Here is a 15,092-nt window from a genome sequence, read left to right as displayed (position 1 = left end):
CGATGGGGAGCGGATTGGAAGCGGTTTCCCACTACGAGGTTCTGGGAGTCTCCATGCAGGCGACGGCAGCCGAGATCAAGCGTGCCTACCGCCGCTTGGTCAAGTACTACCACCCCGATAGTCTGCTAGCCAAAAAGGATCAGGCCGCTGCTGAGCGGATCCGCCAGATCAACGCCGCTTACGCCGTGCTCCGGGATCCCCAAGCCCGCCGCGAATACGACCGGCAACTGCTTGCCAGCCAGACCTGGCGCCGCTCTCAGCCGATAGCCTCCCCGCCGCCGACGGTCAGCCAAGAAGCCCTCCTCCGCGAAGCCTGGATTCGGCAGGTTTACACCCCCCTGAACCGACTCTTGGGATCTCTGTTGGCTTCCCTAAAACCCCAGCTAAACGCTCTGTCCGCCGATCCCTTCGATCCCGAGTTGCTGGCGGCCTTTGGCCTATACCTAGAGGAATGCGCGCAGAAATTGGCCCAAGCTCAGCAGATCTTTCGCCGTCTTCCCAACCCCAGCAGCTTGGGGAAAGTGGCTTCCTGCCTCTACTACGCCCTCAACCACCTGGAAGATGCTCTGGAGGAGCTGAGCCATTTTCCGCTTAACTTCGACGACCGCCACCTGCACACCGGGCAAGAGCTGTTTCGACGGGCCCAAGAGCTGCGCCGAGAGGCTGGCCAGGCCTATGCCAAGATCTCCCTCTAGCGGGATCGAGCCCATGCTGGCTTGCCTTCGCGATAGCGGTGCCGCCGGACCCTGGACCCGCGCACCTGCGCCCACAACGGCTTGGCCGGCGTCCTGCAGCGAGCTAGCTGCCTCGACAAACAGCAGCAACTGAGGGATCCGGGCGTGGGCAAGACCCTCTCAATCGGCCTCTTCGCCCTGCTGAGGATCCGCAGAGGATGACGCTCCTAGTGACTTGGCCTGGGCAGCCGCAGGGGCAGGCTTGTGCCAGTGCAGGCCAATTAGGGCGTCGTAGAGAAAGCTCCAAAACTCACCCTTTTGCCAAATGCCCAGGGTTTGGTGGCAGTTGCGAGCGTCCAGCTCTGGCTTAGCCACCCAGTAGGCCGCCTGATACTTGTACCAGGGAACCGAAGGCCAGAGGTGGTGGATGAGATGGTAGTTCTGTCCCAACAGGAGGATGTTGGCTAGCCGGCTAGGGTAGACCCTGGCGTTGTACCACCGCTCCTGAGATTGAAAGGGGCGATGGGGCAGGTAGTCGAAAAACAAGCCCAATAGAAGCCCCATGATAAAAGCAGGGGGCAGCCAGTAGTTCAGGAGGTAGTCGGTGTAGCCGAAGTGGAAGGCCAAGGCAAAGGTCAAGACCACGACTAGCCGACTCAAAGCCCACTCCAGCAGGTCCCAGCGGCCTTTGCGCCAGAGCTGCCGCTTGAAGAAAAACACCTCGTGGTAGAAAAAGCGCGGCGCAATGAGCCACAGCGGCCCCCCCGTGGAGACGTAGTGATCCGGATCGTTCTCAGGATGGTTGACGTGGGCATGGTGTTGCATATGCACCCGCTTAAAGACAGGGTAGACAAAGCCCTGCAACAGAGCAGATCCATGCCCCATAGCCTCGTTCAAAAAGCGGTTGCGGTGGGCTGAGCCATGGGAGGCATCGTGGATTACCGTGCCCAGCACATAGAGGGCGACAAAGTTTAGCCAGAACACCAACCAGCGGGGCCAATGCCAAAAGGCATACCCACAAAAGCAGGCGGCTGACAGCGCCACGGACCCTAGAAACATCAATAGGGTGGGATTCCAAAATTCTGGCGGCGGCCCCAGCAGCTCACGAGGTAAGGTAAAAGGCCTGGAGTCCGGTTGCGGAGTCACAGCAGCAGTCATCGGCAGCCATCCTCGAGTGTGCACAGCGCAGACGGTGGGGATGGTTTAAGCCAACCCGCCAAACCTCAGCAAGCGGCAGGGATAAACTTTGTTAACTTTCGTTAGTATACGGCACAGAACCGCTCAGCTTGTCCCGTCAGGCCTGATTTTCCCGCCAACCCCAACTGCCGCCGACAGGGATCCCGGCAAGAACTGTTGTGAGGTTTTGTTGCGGCCTCTATTGCAATTCATGTGAAGATCGCGGGGGGATCCCTTTAAGCCTTGCAAAACGGGGGTAATCTAGGGGGCGGTTAACCTAAGCCAAGGAGGAAAACCATGCTGCTCCTTGTTGCGCCGCTAGCTATAACCGCTCACACCAGCCCCTGGTCTCCCCTAAGCGCGGTGATCATTCTGCTCTGCACAGGACTGGCATACCTGAGCTTCAAGTCCTCTTCGGGGGTCGCTTCAGAAACTGGACCGGTGTTGGGGATGACCTGGCCAGAAGTCCTGGGAGTTGCCAGCTTTGGTCATCTGCTGGGGGTAGGAGTAATCTTGGGCCTCTCCAACATGGGGGTTCTCTAGGTTGCATGGCAACGCAAGCCCTGGCCTTCGTGCCAAGCGCTCTGCACTGCTGCCGCGACCGAGGACAAGTCGCCTTGTGCTAGCCTAGTTATGGCTCTGCCAGTAAGGTGGCGACGCAGCTTCTTGAAAGCACTCCTGCCCTCAGGGTTCTCCTCTAGTCCTTGATTCACCGGACCTAACTAACCTTCTGCCTTGACGTAGATGGGCTGAGCTAGTAGGCTAGCAGGTACATCTTCTTGGGTAGGCGTTTTGCCTAGGCTAAAGTTGGCTCCGTCTTTAGCCTGTGTGCTCGATCAAGAGCAAGGAGCAACTACCTGCAGCTCGCGGGGAAGTGACGCCTGTGGAGATCCCTCTGGCGGGGTAGCAGAGGTGAACTCTACTACTAGCTACGGGTCGTGGAAGCAGGAAGAAAGCCTCAACGCCGAGCGAAAGTCTGCTTTTGCCCGGGGTTGAATAAGTCTTTCAGAGCGGTTCAGGAAAACTGCGACCCAGCCAAGATCTGGAGCCAATAGGAAAATCCCTAACGAACTCGTTTCTCTAGTCCCACTTCCTTGCTGGTGAGGTTTGGTGTCATGCCTGTAACGATGCTCCTGGCTGCTTTGCCAGAAGGCTATGAACTGTTCGACCCACTGGTCGATATTTTGCCGATCATCCCCGTTCTGTTTTTCCTGCTTGCCTTTGTCTGGCAGGCGGCGGTGGGCTTTAAGTAAAGTCCCAGTCGGCTGGAATCGGTAGCTCTGGCTCGCCCCTCTTGCACTCGCGGAGGGGTTAGTTGTCTTTGCAGAATGCTCTGCCCCAGGCTAGTAGCTCTTCTAGAGGAGTCAGAGATCGCGGTCAAGGACACCGGTAATCCAGAGCACTCCTGCCAAGCAGACAAAGTGGGCGAAGGTGACGTTGATATTGGCAGCCAAGAGCAGTACTCCTGTTACCTGGTTGGCCTGGGTGCGGGCGAAAATGCGTGCCAATAGCTCGCCGACTTGGGCTTCCATGCCAATCAAAGCCAGGAACGCTCCAATGAGGCTGACGTAGGTAACCAACTGCAATTGCTTGGGCAAATCGAATTGGCCTGAGGCAGTAGCGGAAGCTGAGCGGCGCTCTGCGTGCAGCAAGTAGCGCCAGTTGAGGAAGAGGCCGGCTGCTAGAGTGAGTAGAGTCAGCAGAGTAAACCAGAAGGCGATAGTAGCCCCCAGCGAGTCATCTCGATAGACGGTATTCTGGCCAATTAAAAAACCAAGCCACAGCAGCAGGGCCGTTGCCCCCAGAACCCCCTGAAACCAGAACCCAAAGCGGCGCGTCAAGCGCAAGCGAGACCGCATGCGCTCAACCGTCGCCCCTCCTAGCTGCGACATGGGTCCGCTCATCCTTCTTCCCCCGCTCTCTATCTGCTTCCAGCCTATCCCCATCCTCTGCCCCCCGTCACCGAAAGGCGCGGCGCAGAAGCCTCTACCTCAAGCCGTGGGGTCATCTAGAAGGCTAGGGCTTGCGATGGGAGTCCCTGCTTTGCAGGCGCAGGATTTCCGCCTCGATGCGTTGTTTGAGCTCTTTTCCTTCTTCAGAGCGAATCCACAAGGTGATGCGGTTATATTCCGGCACGGTCATGCCATGGCGGGTGATGATCTCGGTGGCAGTGCGAATGAACTCCCGCCGGATTTGATCCTTGGTGGCCGGATCCTCGGTAGCCTGAGAGCGCTGCTGGGCTTCCTGCCGGTGGGGCTCCATCTCCAAGACGATGCGGGCATACTTGGTAACCTGTTCATCGCTTAGAGCTAGGGGAGTGGCAGGGGTTTGGGCTACAGCCAGGGAAACACCCACCAGCGGGATCCAGGTACAAACCCAGATCAAGCCCACCAGCCCTTTCTGGGCCACGCTTGCCAGCAAGAGTGCCGCTCCTCCTTTCCGACCTGCTTGACCAAACACCGCTACTATCTCCCCACCCAATCACTGCGTTGCCGGTGTCGCTGGGATCTTCTCCTAGGTGTAGCTTTTGTCTGCAACCCGCTTCAAGCTACCCCAGGCAAGCCACCGCCAGTTGTCGCCGGCGCCTACTTCTTTTGACCAAAAAGTGGCCCTGAGGTTCCTGCTGGGGCCTTGAACAGCCCAGAAGGGGGATAATGAGGGTGGATTGCTGGTTGTGGCTTTATGAACTTGGAACGTCGCCCGGTTTTTCCTTTCACGGCCATTGTTGGCCAGGAAGAAATGAAGCTGGCCCTGCTCCTCAACGTTATCGATCCCCGCATCGGCGGCGTGCTGATCATGGGGGATCGGGGCACGGGCAAATCCACCACCATCCGCGCCTTGGCCGATCTCCTTCCCAAAATTGAGGTCGTCAAAGGGGATCCCTTCAACAGCCATCCGCGGCAGCGGGATCTGATGAGCGATCAGGTGTGGGAGCGCCTGCAGGCAGGAGAAACCCTGGAAACCACCTGGATCCAGGTGCCGATGGTGGACTTGCCCTTAGGGGCCACCGAAGACCGGGTCTGCGGCACCCTGGATATCGAGCGGGCTCTCTCTCAAGGGGTGAAGGCCTTTGAGCCGGGGCTTCTGGCCAAGGCCAACCGCGGCATCCTCTATGTGGACGAGGTCAACCTCCTGGACGACCACCTGGTGGACGTACTGCTGGATGCGGCGGCCTCCGGCTGGAACACCGTCGAGCGGGAGGGGATCTCCATTCGCCACCCAGCCCGCTTTGTGCTCGTGGGATCCGGCAACCCCGAGGAAGGGGAGCTGCGCCCCCAGCTTCTGGATCGCTTCGGCATGTTTGTCCGCATCGAAACGGTGCGGGATCCGGCCCTGCGAGTGCAGATTGTGGAAGAGCGCAGCCAGTTCGACGCCGATCCCCAGGCTTTCCTGGCCAAATACGCCGATGCCCAGCAGCGCCTGCGGGAGCGCATTGAAAAAGCCCAACACCTGTTGCCGCAGGTGGGGATTGATCCCGAATTGCGCTTGAAGATCTCCGGCGTGTGTGCGGCCTTGGAAGTCGACGGGCTGCGGGGAGATATCGTCACCAACCGGGCGGCCAAGGCCCTAGCGGCTCTAGAAGGGCGTACGGAAGTTACTGTTGCCGACATTCGCCGGGTGATTAGCTTGTGCTTGCGCCACCGCCTGCGCAAGGATCCTCTGGAAACCATCGACTCCGGCTACAAGGTCGAGAAGGCCTTTAGCGAGGTGTTTCAGGTGAGCCTGGAGAGCGCTGCCTAGCCCTTGCTCCCAACCCCTCCTCCAGGGGGGGAGTTAGGCAAACAGGGTTTCTAGTTTGTTGGCGATGGCAGCAATCCAGGCTTGCTCCTGGCGGCTGAAGCTGCGCGGCCTGTCACTGCCCAAGATAAGGCATCCCTTTTGGCCAATGGGCTGGCAGAGAACCGCCTGGGATCCGGGCGGCAACAGGCCCTCGAACTCGGCGCGGGCGGGGAAAAATCGCAGATCCCCTAGGTAAACCGGCTGCCCCGTCTTCAACACCTGCTGCAGAGTGCCTTGGGGCTGGAGGGAGGGCAACTGGCCAGGGCTAGCTAGGATCCCTCGCTGCAGCAGAGTGCGTCCCTCCACCCAGATCACCACGGTGCGGGCGGCGGTAGTGCTAAGGAGAGTGTGGGAGGCCCAGGCCAGCTCCAGTTTTTCGCGTTCAGACAGGTCGGGATGCCAATCGCAACCTGGACTCCCCTGCAGGGGAGCGGCCTGGGGAGGACGGGGCTGAACCTGCTGCCACAAAAGGCCAGTTAGGATTAAGACGGCGCTGAGGAGGATTCCCAAGGCGTCAGAGCGGGATTGACTGGCCAGCAGTTCCGGCGTAAAGGCCAGCCGGTTGATGACTAGGAGAATGCTGCCCAAAACGCCTGCCACCAAAGGCAGTCGCCGCAGCCAGCGATTGGGATCTCGCTTGACCCTCAAAGCAGGAAGAGACGTCTAGCGCTAAGTCCAGTCTAGAGCTACCCAAGGTCTTAGAGGCGGCTCCAGATGCCGAGACGCTCTTGGCGAGCTCTTTTTTCCAGGCCGCGGAAGTAGCTGTCGTACTTGATGTTATGGGTATAGGGGGCAATGCGAGCCAAGCCGTTGCGCACCAGCAGGGCGTTCATCTGCTGGCCCTCCAGCCAGACATAGGCTTCCACCAAGCCAGTGGCATCGACGTTGCGCAGCAGCTTATCCCCTTCCAGCTTGACCGTGCGGCGGAGGATGCGCTCACGCATCAGCTCAAGCGCCTGCTGATAAAAAGGATCCTCCTGGGGGCTAAGGCCCTGGATCCCGGCCAGCCGGATCAAGCGCAATTTCTGTTCCCCTTCAATCTGCGCCACCAGCGTGTCGCCATTGACCACGCCCACCACCACTGCCTCGGGGTAGCGATCAAAGTAGTGGTTATCGAAGTAGAAGGGGGTGTCAGGCACAACCCGCCGCTCCCCAAACCCGTGGCCGGGAAGAACAGGCAGGGCTAGGAGCCATCCCAACACCGCCCAGCCAAAAGCCATACGCCGGAACATCCTCTTTCCGCAGGGACACCTAAGGCGTAATGGTAGCGGCAACTCTCAGCTAGGCAACTCCTTGCCAGCCAAGGTTCTCTCATGAATAGGGATTTTGGGTGAGGAACTCCCGATCTAGCGGTAGGGGAGCCACTGGCTGGGTAAGGGTAAACTGACCGCTGGCAATCCACTGTTTGAGAATCTCGGCAACTTGCATCGAGCGGCGCAGGCTGACTAGGGGGGCAGTGCGCACCTTGCGGCCATTGAGGACAATGTAGCCGGATTTGAGCTGGGCATAGCTCACCAGGCCAAAGGTGGGCCGCACCCGCCGGGGGATAGAAAAGTCAATCACGGGCGCCACCAAATCTTTGTCCCGGATGGCAATGGGCTCCAAATCGCTGGGGGAAAGGATGGGGATGGGGATCCCAACCCCTAACATCAAGCTGGGGCCGTAGTTGCGAAAGTAGCAGCCTCGCACCCATTCGGCTTGCATCTGTTTGGCATCGCCAATCAAGGCCAGGGTGGCGGCGGGGCCAATGGGAGTTTGGTTGGGCAGCCGCTTTTGCAGCGGAAAGTGTTGGGTACCTTCCCAAGCTATATAGCCGATGCCGCCCCCTAGAAAGATGCGGCTGCCAATCCCCACCCGGCGCAGGAGGGGATCATTGAGCAGGGGGCATAGCTCGCCGGGATTGGAATAGATGGCGTTGCCCAGGTTGGGCTCCAACAGGCCCAAGTAGGTGTACAGCGGCCGATCGCCGCCATTGACGCCGACAATGAAGTTTTGGTAGGCGTTGCGGGGGTTGAACAGGTAGAACTGGTTAAGCTGATCCCGCGTCAGCAAGGTCTCGTAGTCGGCGCGGGGATAGCAGTCGGTTACTTGGCCAATGGCCCGCAGATGCACCCGCTTGCCGGCAACCAGATCGGCGATGACATGGCCCCCTCCATAGGGCTGGTCAGTCTGCTCACTGGGCTGAGCTGCCCCGATGTAGAGATCGACAGCCCCAAAGCCGGCATAGGCGGGCACACCATTTAACCAGGCCTGGCGAATCTTGATTGGGGGATCCGTGTGCCCTAGGTTAAGGATCGCTCCCGAGGACTCCATCGGCTCAAAGGTACCGGTGGTTACCACGTCCACCTGCTCGAAGGCCTCCTCAAGGCTAAGGGTAGCTAGCTTGGCCTTGGCCTCCTGAGCCGTCCACACCCGCACCTGGCCTTGGAGAATCCGCCGGTTAATTTCGTCTAGAGTTCTTTCCATATAACTGCAGGCAGTCCGCGTTCCTTTGGGGCAGCGCTCTCGAATGGCTATCAATAGCTTAGATGGGCAAGAAGGCCTCAGGGAGGCAAGCTGCTAGCGGTGGCGGTAGGGCGTCCCTAGGCAGGGTAGGCCAGGCGGGCCGCCAAACTATCGGGCTTCTTGAGGATCTGGCTAGGCGGCGCGGCTTCTTTCCTCTCCCTCCAGGTGGACTTGCCCTTCCAGCAAAGCCAGGGTCAGCCGGTCAAGGGCCTCCAGATCCAATTCGTCGTAGAACCATTCTTGGAGAAGAAAGCAGATTTGGGATTCTTGTTCGCGGGTGAGGCAGGCACTCTGGAGAACTGATTCGACAATTGGGCGAATGGACATGGGGCAGCGCTCTAACTCAACTACCCCTATGAAATTCAGAAGGAGGAGGAGACAGCCGTGATCCAAGTCAAATGGCCATCCTCAGCCAGGGCCTAGCCAAGCAAGCCCACTGCCGGCAGGGGCAACTCTGCCGCCGCTGCCGCATCCAGCAGCCACAGCAGCCGCCCTCTAGGGTTGACGCTCTGACAGGGCAGGTGGGCCTCCGTCGTCAGCGCCTTTTTGACAATCTCGGCTTTGCTAGCTCCGGCAACCAAAAACACCACCTGGGCCGCTTGGTTTAGGACAGGATAGGTCAGGGTCAGGCGCGGCTCCTCTCCTTTCTGCCCCACGGTTACCCAGCGGTGTTGCACCTGCAGGGCAGCTGTGCCGGGGAACAAGGAAGCCGTATGGCCGTCCTCCCCCACTCCCAGCCAGATGAGATCAAAGGCAGGACATTCGTTGCCGAAAACCCGCCGCAGGGTTGCCTCGTATTCCGCTGCATCTCGCAAGGGATCCCCTGCCTGGGTAGGCATGGGAAAGACCTGGGAGGCAGGAACCCCGACCGTCTCCAGCAGGATCCGCCGTACCATGCCGTAGTTGCTCTCGGGGTGATCCGGGGGAACGTAGCGCTCATCCCCCCAGAACAACCAGGTTTGCTGCCAAGGGATCCCTGGCGTCTGGGTTAAAGCGGCATACAACTTTCGCGGGGTGTTTCCTCCTGCCAAAGCTACCGTAAAGCGACCCCGTTGACGAATGGCCGCCGCAGCCTGCTCCTGCCAGATCTCCACCGCCCGGCGGAAAAGAGCTGCCCCCTCCGGCCAGATTTCCAACTGGAACCCTTGCATCGGTGCCTTCTACTGCCTTAGCCGGGCCAAAGGGATCCCCCTAAGAAGCGACCGCCATCTTCTTGGTTTCCGCCTGGATTTTCTCGTAGAGGGATCGCAGCTTTAGGCCCACGATGACCTGGATGAGCCCGGAGCCGTTGCGGGATCCCGGATATTCGGGGTGCTTGCGCAGAAGCTCTGTCAGCTCGCCGTAATAGCGGGTCGACAGATTGCTCAGGTGGTTCTCGATGTAGATGACCTCCTCCAGCTTGTCGAAGCTGCCGTCAATTTCCAACACCGAGACCGGATGGTCGAAATAGGTGGAGGGGCCGTAGTGCAGGCGAATGCCGGGATAGGAGCAGGTTAGCTTCTTGCCGCACGGGATCCAGTCAATGGTGGAGCCTTCGTCAAATAAATAGACGTGGTCAAAGTACTTCACCCCTTCGCGCTGGATCAGGCGCACCCGCAACACCTTGTGCTCTGGATCCAGCTCTGGCAGGAGCTTAGTGGGCAGCACCTCAATCACCACATCGGCATAGCGCTTCTGCACATCGACGTAGGCCTCGAAATCCGGGCGGCGGGCCTCGATGGAGCGCAGCACATCCTCATAGGTGTGGCCCCGCTCTGCCATGTCCCGCTTAACCTTCCAGGCAACCTTAATTTCCGGCGCCAGATCCAGATAGATCTTAAAGTCCAGCAACTCCCGCACCCGCTCGTCGTACATGGGGTGAAGGCCCTCCAAGACGATGATGGGGCTGGGATCCACCCGCTCAGGGGGGTCGATGGTCCCCGTCTCGTGGTTGTAGATGGGCTTCATCACGCTCTGGCCATTTTTGAGGGCCTTGGCCTGCTCGTACATGAGGTCGAAGTTGTTGGCGCGGGGATCCAGCGCCGTAATGCCCTTTTCCTTGCGCTGTTGGCGATCCAAGGAGTGGTAGTCATCTAGACAAATGGTGGTGATGAGATCCCGGCCAAACAAGTCACTCAGCCGCCGCAAAAACGTGGACTTGCCACAGCCAGAATCTCCAGCAACACCAATCATCACAATGCGTTCGGGACTGCTTGCCATGGGAACTCCTTGGGGATAGGCGGGGCAAAACTGCAAGGAGGCTTCTAAAACTTTATGGATTTGCATATTACCACAAGACGCTCCACCGCAAGCGAGCCTGAGGCTGGAAAAGCTGGCGCTGGCAGAAGATAAACCATTTCCTGGGCAGTGCAGGCGTTTTTCTGGATGGGCAAGGGAGACGCCGCCAGTTGACAGGGCAAGTTCCCTTCCGCAAAGGCAGCCTGCTAAGGTGTTTGCTGTAGCTACCACTGCCAGGAGCAGTCCCAGTCATGGTTGCCAGCGCCCAAAAACGAGAAGTTGTGGTCAATCTCTACCGCCCCAATGCCCCTCTAGTTGGCCAGTGTTTGGAAACCTACTCCCTTGTTGAGGAAGGGGCACCTGGCCTAACCAAGCACATTGTGCTTAGCCTGCCCGATCCCAACTTCCGCTACCTGGAGGGCCAGAGCGTTGGCATTATTCCTCCTGGCGTCGATGCCCAAGGCAAGCCCCACAAGCCCCGACTCTACTCGATAGCCTCCACCCGCTACGGCGACGATGGCGAGGGACGCACGGTTTCCTTGAGCGTGAAGCGGGCCGAATACGTGGATAAGGAAACCGGCCAGCCGGGAGTGGGAGTCTGCTCGGGCTTCCTCACCGATCTCCGAGCTGGGGATGAGGTGATGATCACGGGGCCGGCTGGGAAGACGTTCCTCCTGCCGGAGGATCCAAACGCCAACCTGATCTTGATTGCCACTGGCACGGGCATTGCTCCTTTTCGGGCTTTCATCAAGCATTTGCTCGAGGAGGATCCCAACTACCAAGGCAGGATCTGGCTGTTTTTTGGGGTACCCACCACTTCCAGCCTGCTGTATCGGGGCGACCTGGAAGCCTGGAAAGCTGAGCATGGGGATCGCTTTCGCGTCGACTACGCCATCAGCCGCGAGCAGCAAACCCCCGATGGCAAAAAGATGTATGTGCAAAACCGCATGGCCGAGTACGGCGCCGAGCTGTGGGAGATGCTGCAAAAACCCAACACCTACGTCTACATCTGTGGTCTCAAGGGGATGGAAGATGGCATCAACAGCGTCATGGCTGCCGTAGCCCAACAAGCAGGCCAAGACTGGAGCAGCTTCCAGAAGGAGCTCAAGAAAGCTAGCCGCTGGAACGAGGAAACCTACTAGGGGGTCCTGGAGGTTTCTGGAGCGGCCAAAGCATGCCAAAATGCTGGTATCTAGGCTCCCCAGAGCAAAAGGTTTTCCAGGAGTCCTAAGCTGTGGACGCGCGCTACAATCCCCAGGCCATTGAAAGGAAATGGCAGGCCCACTGGCGTGAAATTGGGTTGGATCGCACGCCAGAGCTAACAGCAGAAAGCCGCAAGTTCTATGCCCTGTCGATGTTCCCCTACCCCAGCGGCAGCCTGCACATGGGGCATGTGCGCAATTACACCATCACGGATGTCATTGCCCGCCACAAGCGGATGCAGGGGTATGCGGTGCTGCACCCCATGGGGTGGGACGCTTTTGGCTTGCCGGCAGAGAACGCCGCCATTGACCGGGGGATCCCGCCGGCCAAGTGGACCTACCAGAACATTGCCCAGATGCGGGATCAACTGCAGCGGCTGGGGCTTTCCTACGACTGGGAGCGGGAGATCACCACCTGCGCCCCCGACTACTACAAATGGACGCAGTGGCTGTTCCTGCAGTTTTTCAAGGCAGGCCTGGCCTACCAAAAGGAAGCGCCGGTGAACTGGGATCCCGTGGATCAGACCGTCCTGGCCAACGAGCAGGTGGATGCGGAAGGGAGATCCTGGAGATCTGGGGCTCGGGTGGAAAAGCGCCTCCTCAAGCAGTGGTTTCTCAAGATCACGGCCTATGCCGACCAACTCCTGGCTGACCTGGAGAAGCTCTCCGGCTGGCCAGAGCGGGTGCGCACCATGCAGGAGAACTGGATTGGCCAGTCGGTAGGGGCTAGAGTTCTCTTCAAAACCGAAACAGGGGAAGAGCTGCCGGTGTTTACCACCCGGCCTGATACCCTCTGGGGAGCCACCTTCATGGTGCTGGCGCCGGAGCATCCTTTGGTGGAGAAGCTTACCACCCCCGAGCAGCAGGCTGCCGTCAAAGCCTACCAGGCCGAGGCCGCTGCCCGCAGCGAGATCGAGCGCAGCGCTGAGGATCGGGAAAAGACGGGCGTCTGGACGGGCTCCTACGCCATCAACCCCGTCAACCAAGAGCGCATCCCCATCTGGATTGCCGACTACGTGTTGATGGGCTATGGCACAGGGGCCATCATGGCCGTGCCGGCCCACGACCAGCGGGACTTTGAGTTTGCCCGCAAGTTTGGCCTGCCTATCAAGCTGGTGGTGCAGCCGCCTCAGGGTGGGGTGGAGACTGCTGAAGATCTGCAGGCGGCCTGGACAGGGGAGGGGGTGTTGATAAACTCCGGCCCCTTGAACGGAATCCCGGTGGGCAAGGGCCCAGGGCAAAGTGTGGAAAGGGCCATCGCCTGGCTGGAGGAGCAGGGGCTAGGGGAACGGCAGGTCAACTACCGCCTGCGCGACTGGCTCATCTCGCGGCAGCGCTACTGGGGCTGCCCCATCCCGGTCATCCACTGCCCCCATTGCGGCATTGTGCCGGTGCCGGAAGAAGATCTGCCAGTGCTCTTGCCAGAAGATGTAGAGCTGACGGGGCGAGGCGGATCCCCATTAGCCCAACTGGAGGAGTGGGTGAAGGTGAAATGCCCCACCTGTGGTGCGGAGGCCCGCCGGGAAACGGACACCATGGACACCTTCATCTGCTCGTCCTGGTATTTCCTGCGCTTTAGCGATCCCCGCAACGACCGCGAGATCTTCCGCAAGGATCTGGTCAACGCCTGGCTGCCGGTGGATCAGTACGTGGGCGGCATCGAGCACGCCATCTTGCACCTGCTCTACGCCCGCTTTTTCACCAAAGTGCTGCGGGATCTGGGGTTGCTGAATTTCGATGAGCCCTTCTCCCGCCTGCTAACCCAGGGGATGGTGCAGGCGCGCACTTACTACAACCCCAACAAGTCCGGCAAGGATCGCTGGATCCCCACAGCGCTGGTTAAGGATCCCAACGATCCGCGGGATCCCGAAACCGGCGAGCCTCTGCAAGTTATCTACGCTACGATGTCCAAATCCAAGGGCAACGGCGTGGATCCGGAAGAGGTGCTGGCCAACTACGGGGCAGACACGGCCCGCATGTTCATCCTCTTCAAGGCGCCGCCGGAAAAGGACTTGGAATGGGACGATGCCGACGTGGAAGGGCAGTTTCGCTTTCTCAACCGCGTCTGGCGGCAGGTGTACGACTTTGTCAGTCGCGGTGGCGGAACGGCGTCCTTGCAGGCCAAGGTCGAGGCGGGATCCCTGACCAAGGCGGAAAGGGATCTGCGCCGCGCCGTCCACACGGCCATCAAGGAGGTCAGTGAGGATCTGGAGGAGTACCAGTTCAACACTGCCATTGCCGAGCTGATGAAGCTGAGCAATGCCCTAGCCGAGGCGGGGATCCCGGACTCGCCCGTCTACGCCGAAGGGATCCGCACCCTGGTCTTGCTCCTGGCGCCCTTTGCCCCCCACATTGCCGAAGAGCTGTGGCAGGCCCTGGGCGGTACCGACTCGGTGCATCGCCAGTCTTGGCCCAGCTACGACCCGGCGGCGCTGGTGGCCGATACGGTCACGATTGTGGTGCAGGTCAACGGCAAGCTGCGCGGCTCCTTTGAAGCCCCTGCCGATGTCACGCCGGAGGAGCAGGAGCGGCTAGCTCTGCAGTCGGAAGCGGCCCAGAAGTATCTCCAAGGGGCGACGCCGAAGAAGGTCGTCGTGGTGCCGAAGAAGCTGGTCAACGTGGTTGTCTAGCTCTCCGTTTGCTCAGGTAACCTCCCCCCCTGCATAGGCAAGACCCAGGAGCAGGGCTTAGGATACTGCCTTGGGGTTTAGTTCTTGTCTGCCTATGCGCAAGCGATGGGTTCTCAAGCCGCAGCAGCTTCCTCTGCTGTGGATGGCCATTCAGCTAGCGGTCGGGATCCCTGCCCTGGCCCACCCCAGCAGCAGCTCTGCCAATCCTCCGGCTGCCCTTGAGGCTGCCACCCAGCGAGTTACCGAAATCCACGGGGGTGCTGGCCCCTGGGCGGTGGTGGGTTATCGCATGGGGATGCGGGCTCTCAAGGAGCTGGGCTTGGCAAGTCCCCTCCCCCCCACCTCCCCAAGTCGCTTTGTGGTGGAAGTCATTCACGAGTCGCCGCTCCAGATTCCCTTTGCCTGCATCGTGGATGGGTTGCACGCCGCCACCGGAGCCAGCTTGGGCAAGCTGAACTTAAAGCTGGTGGAGGTGGACTCCCTAGACAAAATGCGCAGTGTTGTCATCCATCGAGAAACTGGCAAGCGGGTGGAGTTTCAAGTTTTGCCTGAGTTTATTGCTAAGTACCGAGAGCTGCCCCCAGAACGGCTTATGGCAGCGGGGCAGGAAGTTCTTCAAATGGCCGACGAGGCTCTTTTCCGTCTCACGATTAGACCCTAGCGCCGATCCCCCCCAGCAGGATGGGAACTCGAGGGCGGGAGAGGTATGATGCCTAGCACGGCTTTTTCCAGAAGGACTAAGGAGAAAGCTGTGCCGCTAGGTTGCTCTGGGGATCAGCCAGGGCAAGCAATGGGGAAAGTCCGGTGCAAATCCGGCGCTGTGCCGCAACTGTGATGGGCAAAAGCCCTCAGTCAGGATGCCCGCCTGCGGCTTCAGCTCAGGGCTCAGAGCCCTTCCGCGTTGCACG

At 59.8% G+C, this 15,092-nt stretch carries 16 protein-coding genes and 1 riboswitch; of the genes, 7 read left to right on the top strand and 9 right to left on the bottom strand.

The window, feature by feature from the left end:
- Nucleotides 1-2: 2 nt before the first annotated feature.
- Nucleotides 3-695, top strand: a complete 693-nt coding sequence (locus tag NW860_RS09950) for a J domain-containing protein (protein WP_414405009.1) — start codon at nucleotides 3-5, stop codon at nucleotides 693-695.
- Nucleotides 696-854: 159 nt separating this feature from the next.
- Here the strand turns inward: NW860_RS09950 and NW860_RS09945 are convergent, their stop codons facing one another.
- Nucleotides 855-1,832 (bottom strand): fatty acid desaturase, encoded by a 978-nt coding sequence (locus NW860_RS09945; protein WP_414513944.1) that lies wholly within the window; start codon nucleotides 1,830-1,832, stop codon nucleotides 855-857.
- A gap of 315 nt (nucleotides 1,833-2,147) precedes the next feature.
- On the opposite strand from NW860_RS09945, the gene psaK reads away from it, so the two are divergent.
- Both psaK and NW860_RS09935 read left to right on the top strand, forming a co-directional pair.
- Entirely contained in the window at nucleotides 2,148-2,393 is a 246-nt protein-coding gene (psaK, locus tag NW860_RS09940; RefSeq protein WP_414396161.1) for a photosystem I reaction center subunit PsaK, read from the top strand.
- 572 nt (nucleotides 2,394-2,965) lie between these two features.
- Entirely contained in the window at nucleotides 2,966-3,103 is a 138-nt protein-coding gene (locus NW860_RS09935; protein WP_414396163.1) for a photosystem II reaction center protein K, read from the top strand.
- Nucleotides 3,104-3,214: 111 nt separating this feature from the next.
- On the opposite strand, the gene NW860_RS09930 is transcribed toward NW860_RS09935, so the two are convergent.
- Both NW860_RS09930 and NW860_RS09925 read right to left on the bottom strand, forming a co-directional pair.
- Nucleotides 3,215-3,754 (bottom strand): DUF3611 family protein, encoded by a 540-nt coding sequence (locus NW860_RS09930; protein ID WP_414405007.1) that lies wholly within the window; start codon nucleotides 3,752-3,754, stop codon nucleotides 3,215-3,217.
- A gap of 112 nt (nucleotides 3,755-3,866) precedes the next feature.
- Nucleotides 3,867-4,271, bottom strand: a complete 405-nt coding sequence (locus tag NW860_RS09925; RefSeq protein WP_414513941.1) for a DUF4168 domain-containing protein — start codon at nucleotides 4,269-4,271, stop codon at nucleotides 3,867-3,869.
- 261 nt (nucleotides 4,272-4,532) lie between these two features.
- Here NW860_RS09925 and bchI point away from each other — a divergent pair, with 261 nt between their 5' ends.
- Nucleotides 4,533-5,591 (top strand): magnesium chelatase ATPase subunit I, encoded by a 1,059-nt coding sequence (bchI, locus tag NW860_RS09920; protein ID WP_414396168.1) that lies wholly within the window; start codon nucleotides 4,533-4,535, stop codon nucleotides 5,589-5,591.
- 33 nt (nucleotides 5,592-5,624) lie between these two features.
- Here bchI and NW860_RS09915 read toward each other — a convergent pair whose 3' ends face one another.
- The 6 genes from NW860_RS09915 to NW860_RS09890 all read right to left on the bottom strand — a co-directional run bounded on the left by NW860_RS09915 (nucleotide 5,625) and on the right by NW860_RS09890 (nucleotide 10,334).
- Complete coding sequence (locus tag NW860_RS09915) at nucleotides 5,625-6,278, bottom strand: cofactor assembly of complex C subunit B (RefSeq protein ID WP_414513939.1); 654 nt, start codon at nucleotides 6,276-6,278, stop codon at nucleotides 5,625-5,627.
- A 50-nt stretch (nucleotides 6,279-6,328) separates the two neighbouring features.
- Nucleotides 6,329-6,850 (bottom strand): thermonuclease family protein, encoded by a 522-nt coding sequence (locus NW860_RS09910; RefSeq protein ID WP_414513937.1) that lies wholly within the window; start codon nucleotides 6,848-6,850, stop codon nucleotides 6,329-6,331.
- 91 nt (nucleotides 6,851-6,941) lie between these two features.
- Nucleotides 6,942-8,096: a homocysteine biosynthesis protein gene (locus NW860_RS09905; protein WP_414513935.1), complete on the bottom strand. Its 1,155-nt coding sequence runs from the start codon at nucleotides 8,094-8,096 to the stop codon at nucleotides 6,942-6,944.
- A gap of 171 nt (nucleotides 8,097-8,267) precedes the next feature.
- Nucleotides 8,268-8,462 (bottom strand): hypothetical protein, encoded by a 195-nt coding sequence (locus NW860_RS09900; protein ID WP_414513933.1) that lies wholly within the window; start codon nucleotides 8,460-8,462, stop codon nucleotides 8,268-8,270.
- A 92-nt stretch (nucleotides 8,463-8,554) separates the two neighbouring features.
- A complete protein-coding gene (pgl, locus tag NW860_RS09895; RefSeq protein WP_414411971.1) occupies nucleotides 8,555-9,286 on the bottom strand; it encodes a 6-phosphogluconolactonase in 732 nt (243 codons plus the stop codon).
- 40 nt (nucleotides 9,287-9,326) lie between these two features.
- Nucleotides 9,327-10,334, bottom strand: a complete 1,008-nt coding sequence (locus tag NW860_RS09890) for a phosphoribulokinase (protein WP_414396180.1) — start codon at nucleotides 10,332-10,334, stop codon at nucleotides 9,327-9,329.
- Nucleotides 10,335-10,603: 269 nt separating this feature from the next.
- Between NW860_RS09890 and NW860_RS09885 the strand changes: the two genes are divergently transcribed.
- From NW860_RS09885 to NW860_RS09875, 3 genes are all read left to right on the top strand, one after another.
- Complete coding sequence (locus NW860_RS09885; RefSeq protein ID WP_414396182.1) at nucleotides 10,604-11,494, top strand: ferredoxin--NADP(+) reductase; 891 nt, start codon at nucleotides 10,604-10,606, stop codon at nucleotides 11,492-11,494.
- 92 nt (nucleotides 11,495-11,586) lie between these two features.
- Nucleotides 11,587-14,184, top strand: coding sequence for a leucine--tRNA ligase (gene leuS, locus NW860_RS09880; protein WP_414411969.1), 2,598 nt, complete (start codon nucleotides 11,587-11,589; stop codon nucleotides 14,182-14,184).
- A gap of 94 nt (nucleotides 14,185-14,278) precedes the next feature.
- Nucleotides 14,279-14,845, top strand: coding sequence for a formylmethanofuran dehydrogenase subunit E family protein (locus NW860_RS09875; RefSeq protein ID WP_414424960.1), 567 nt, complete (start codon nucleotides 14,279-14,281; stop codon nucleotides 14,843-14,845).
- Between the two features lie 81 nt (nucleotides 14,846-14,926).
- Nucleotides 14,927-15,068: riboswitch (cobalamin riboswitch) on the top strand.
- The last annotated feature ends 24 nt before the right edge of the window (nucleotides 15,069-15,092 follow it).

The sequence above is a fragment of the Synechococcus sp. F70.1 genome, assembly GCF_047502745.1.
Classification (GTDB): domain Bacteria; phylum Cyanobacteriota; class Cyanobacteriia; order Thermostichales; family Thermostichaceae; genus Thermostichus.
The sequence above is the reverse complement of the archived record's forward strand: the minus strand, read 5'-3'. Positions and strand labels throughout refer to the sequence as shown.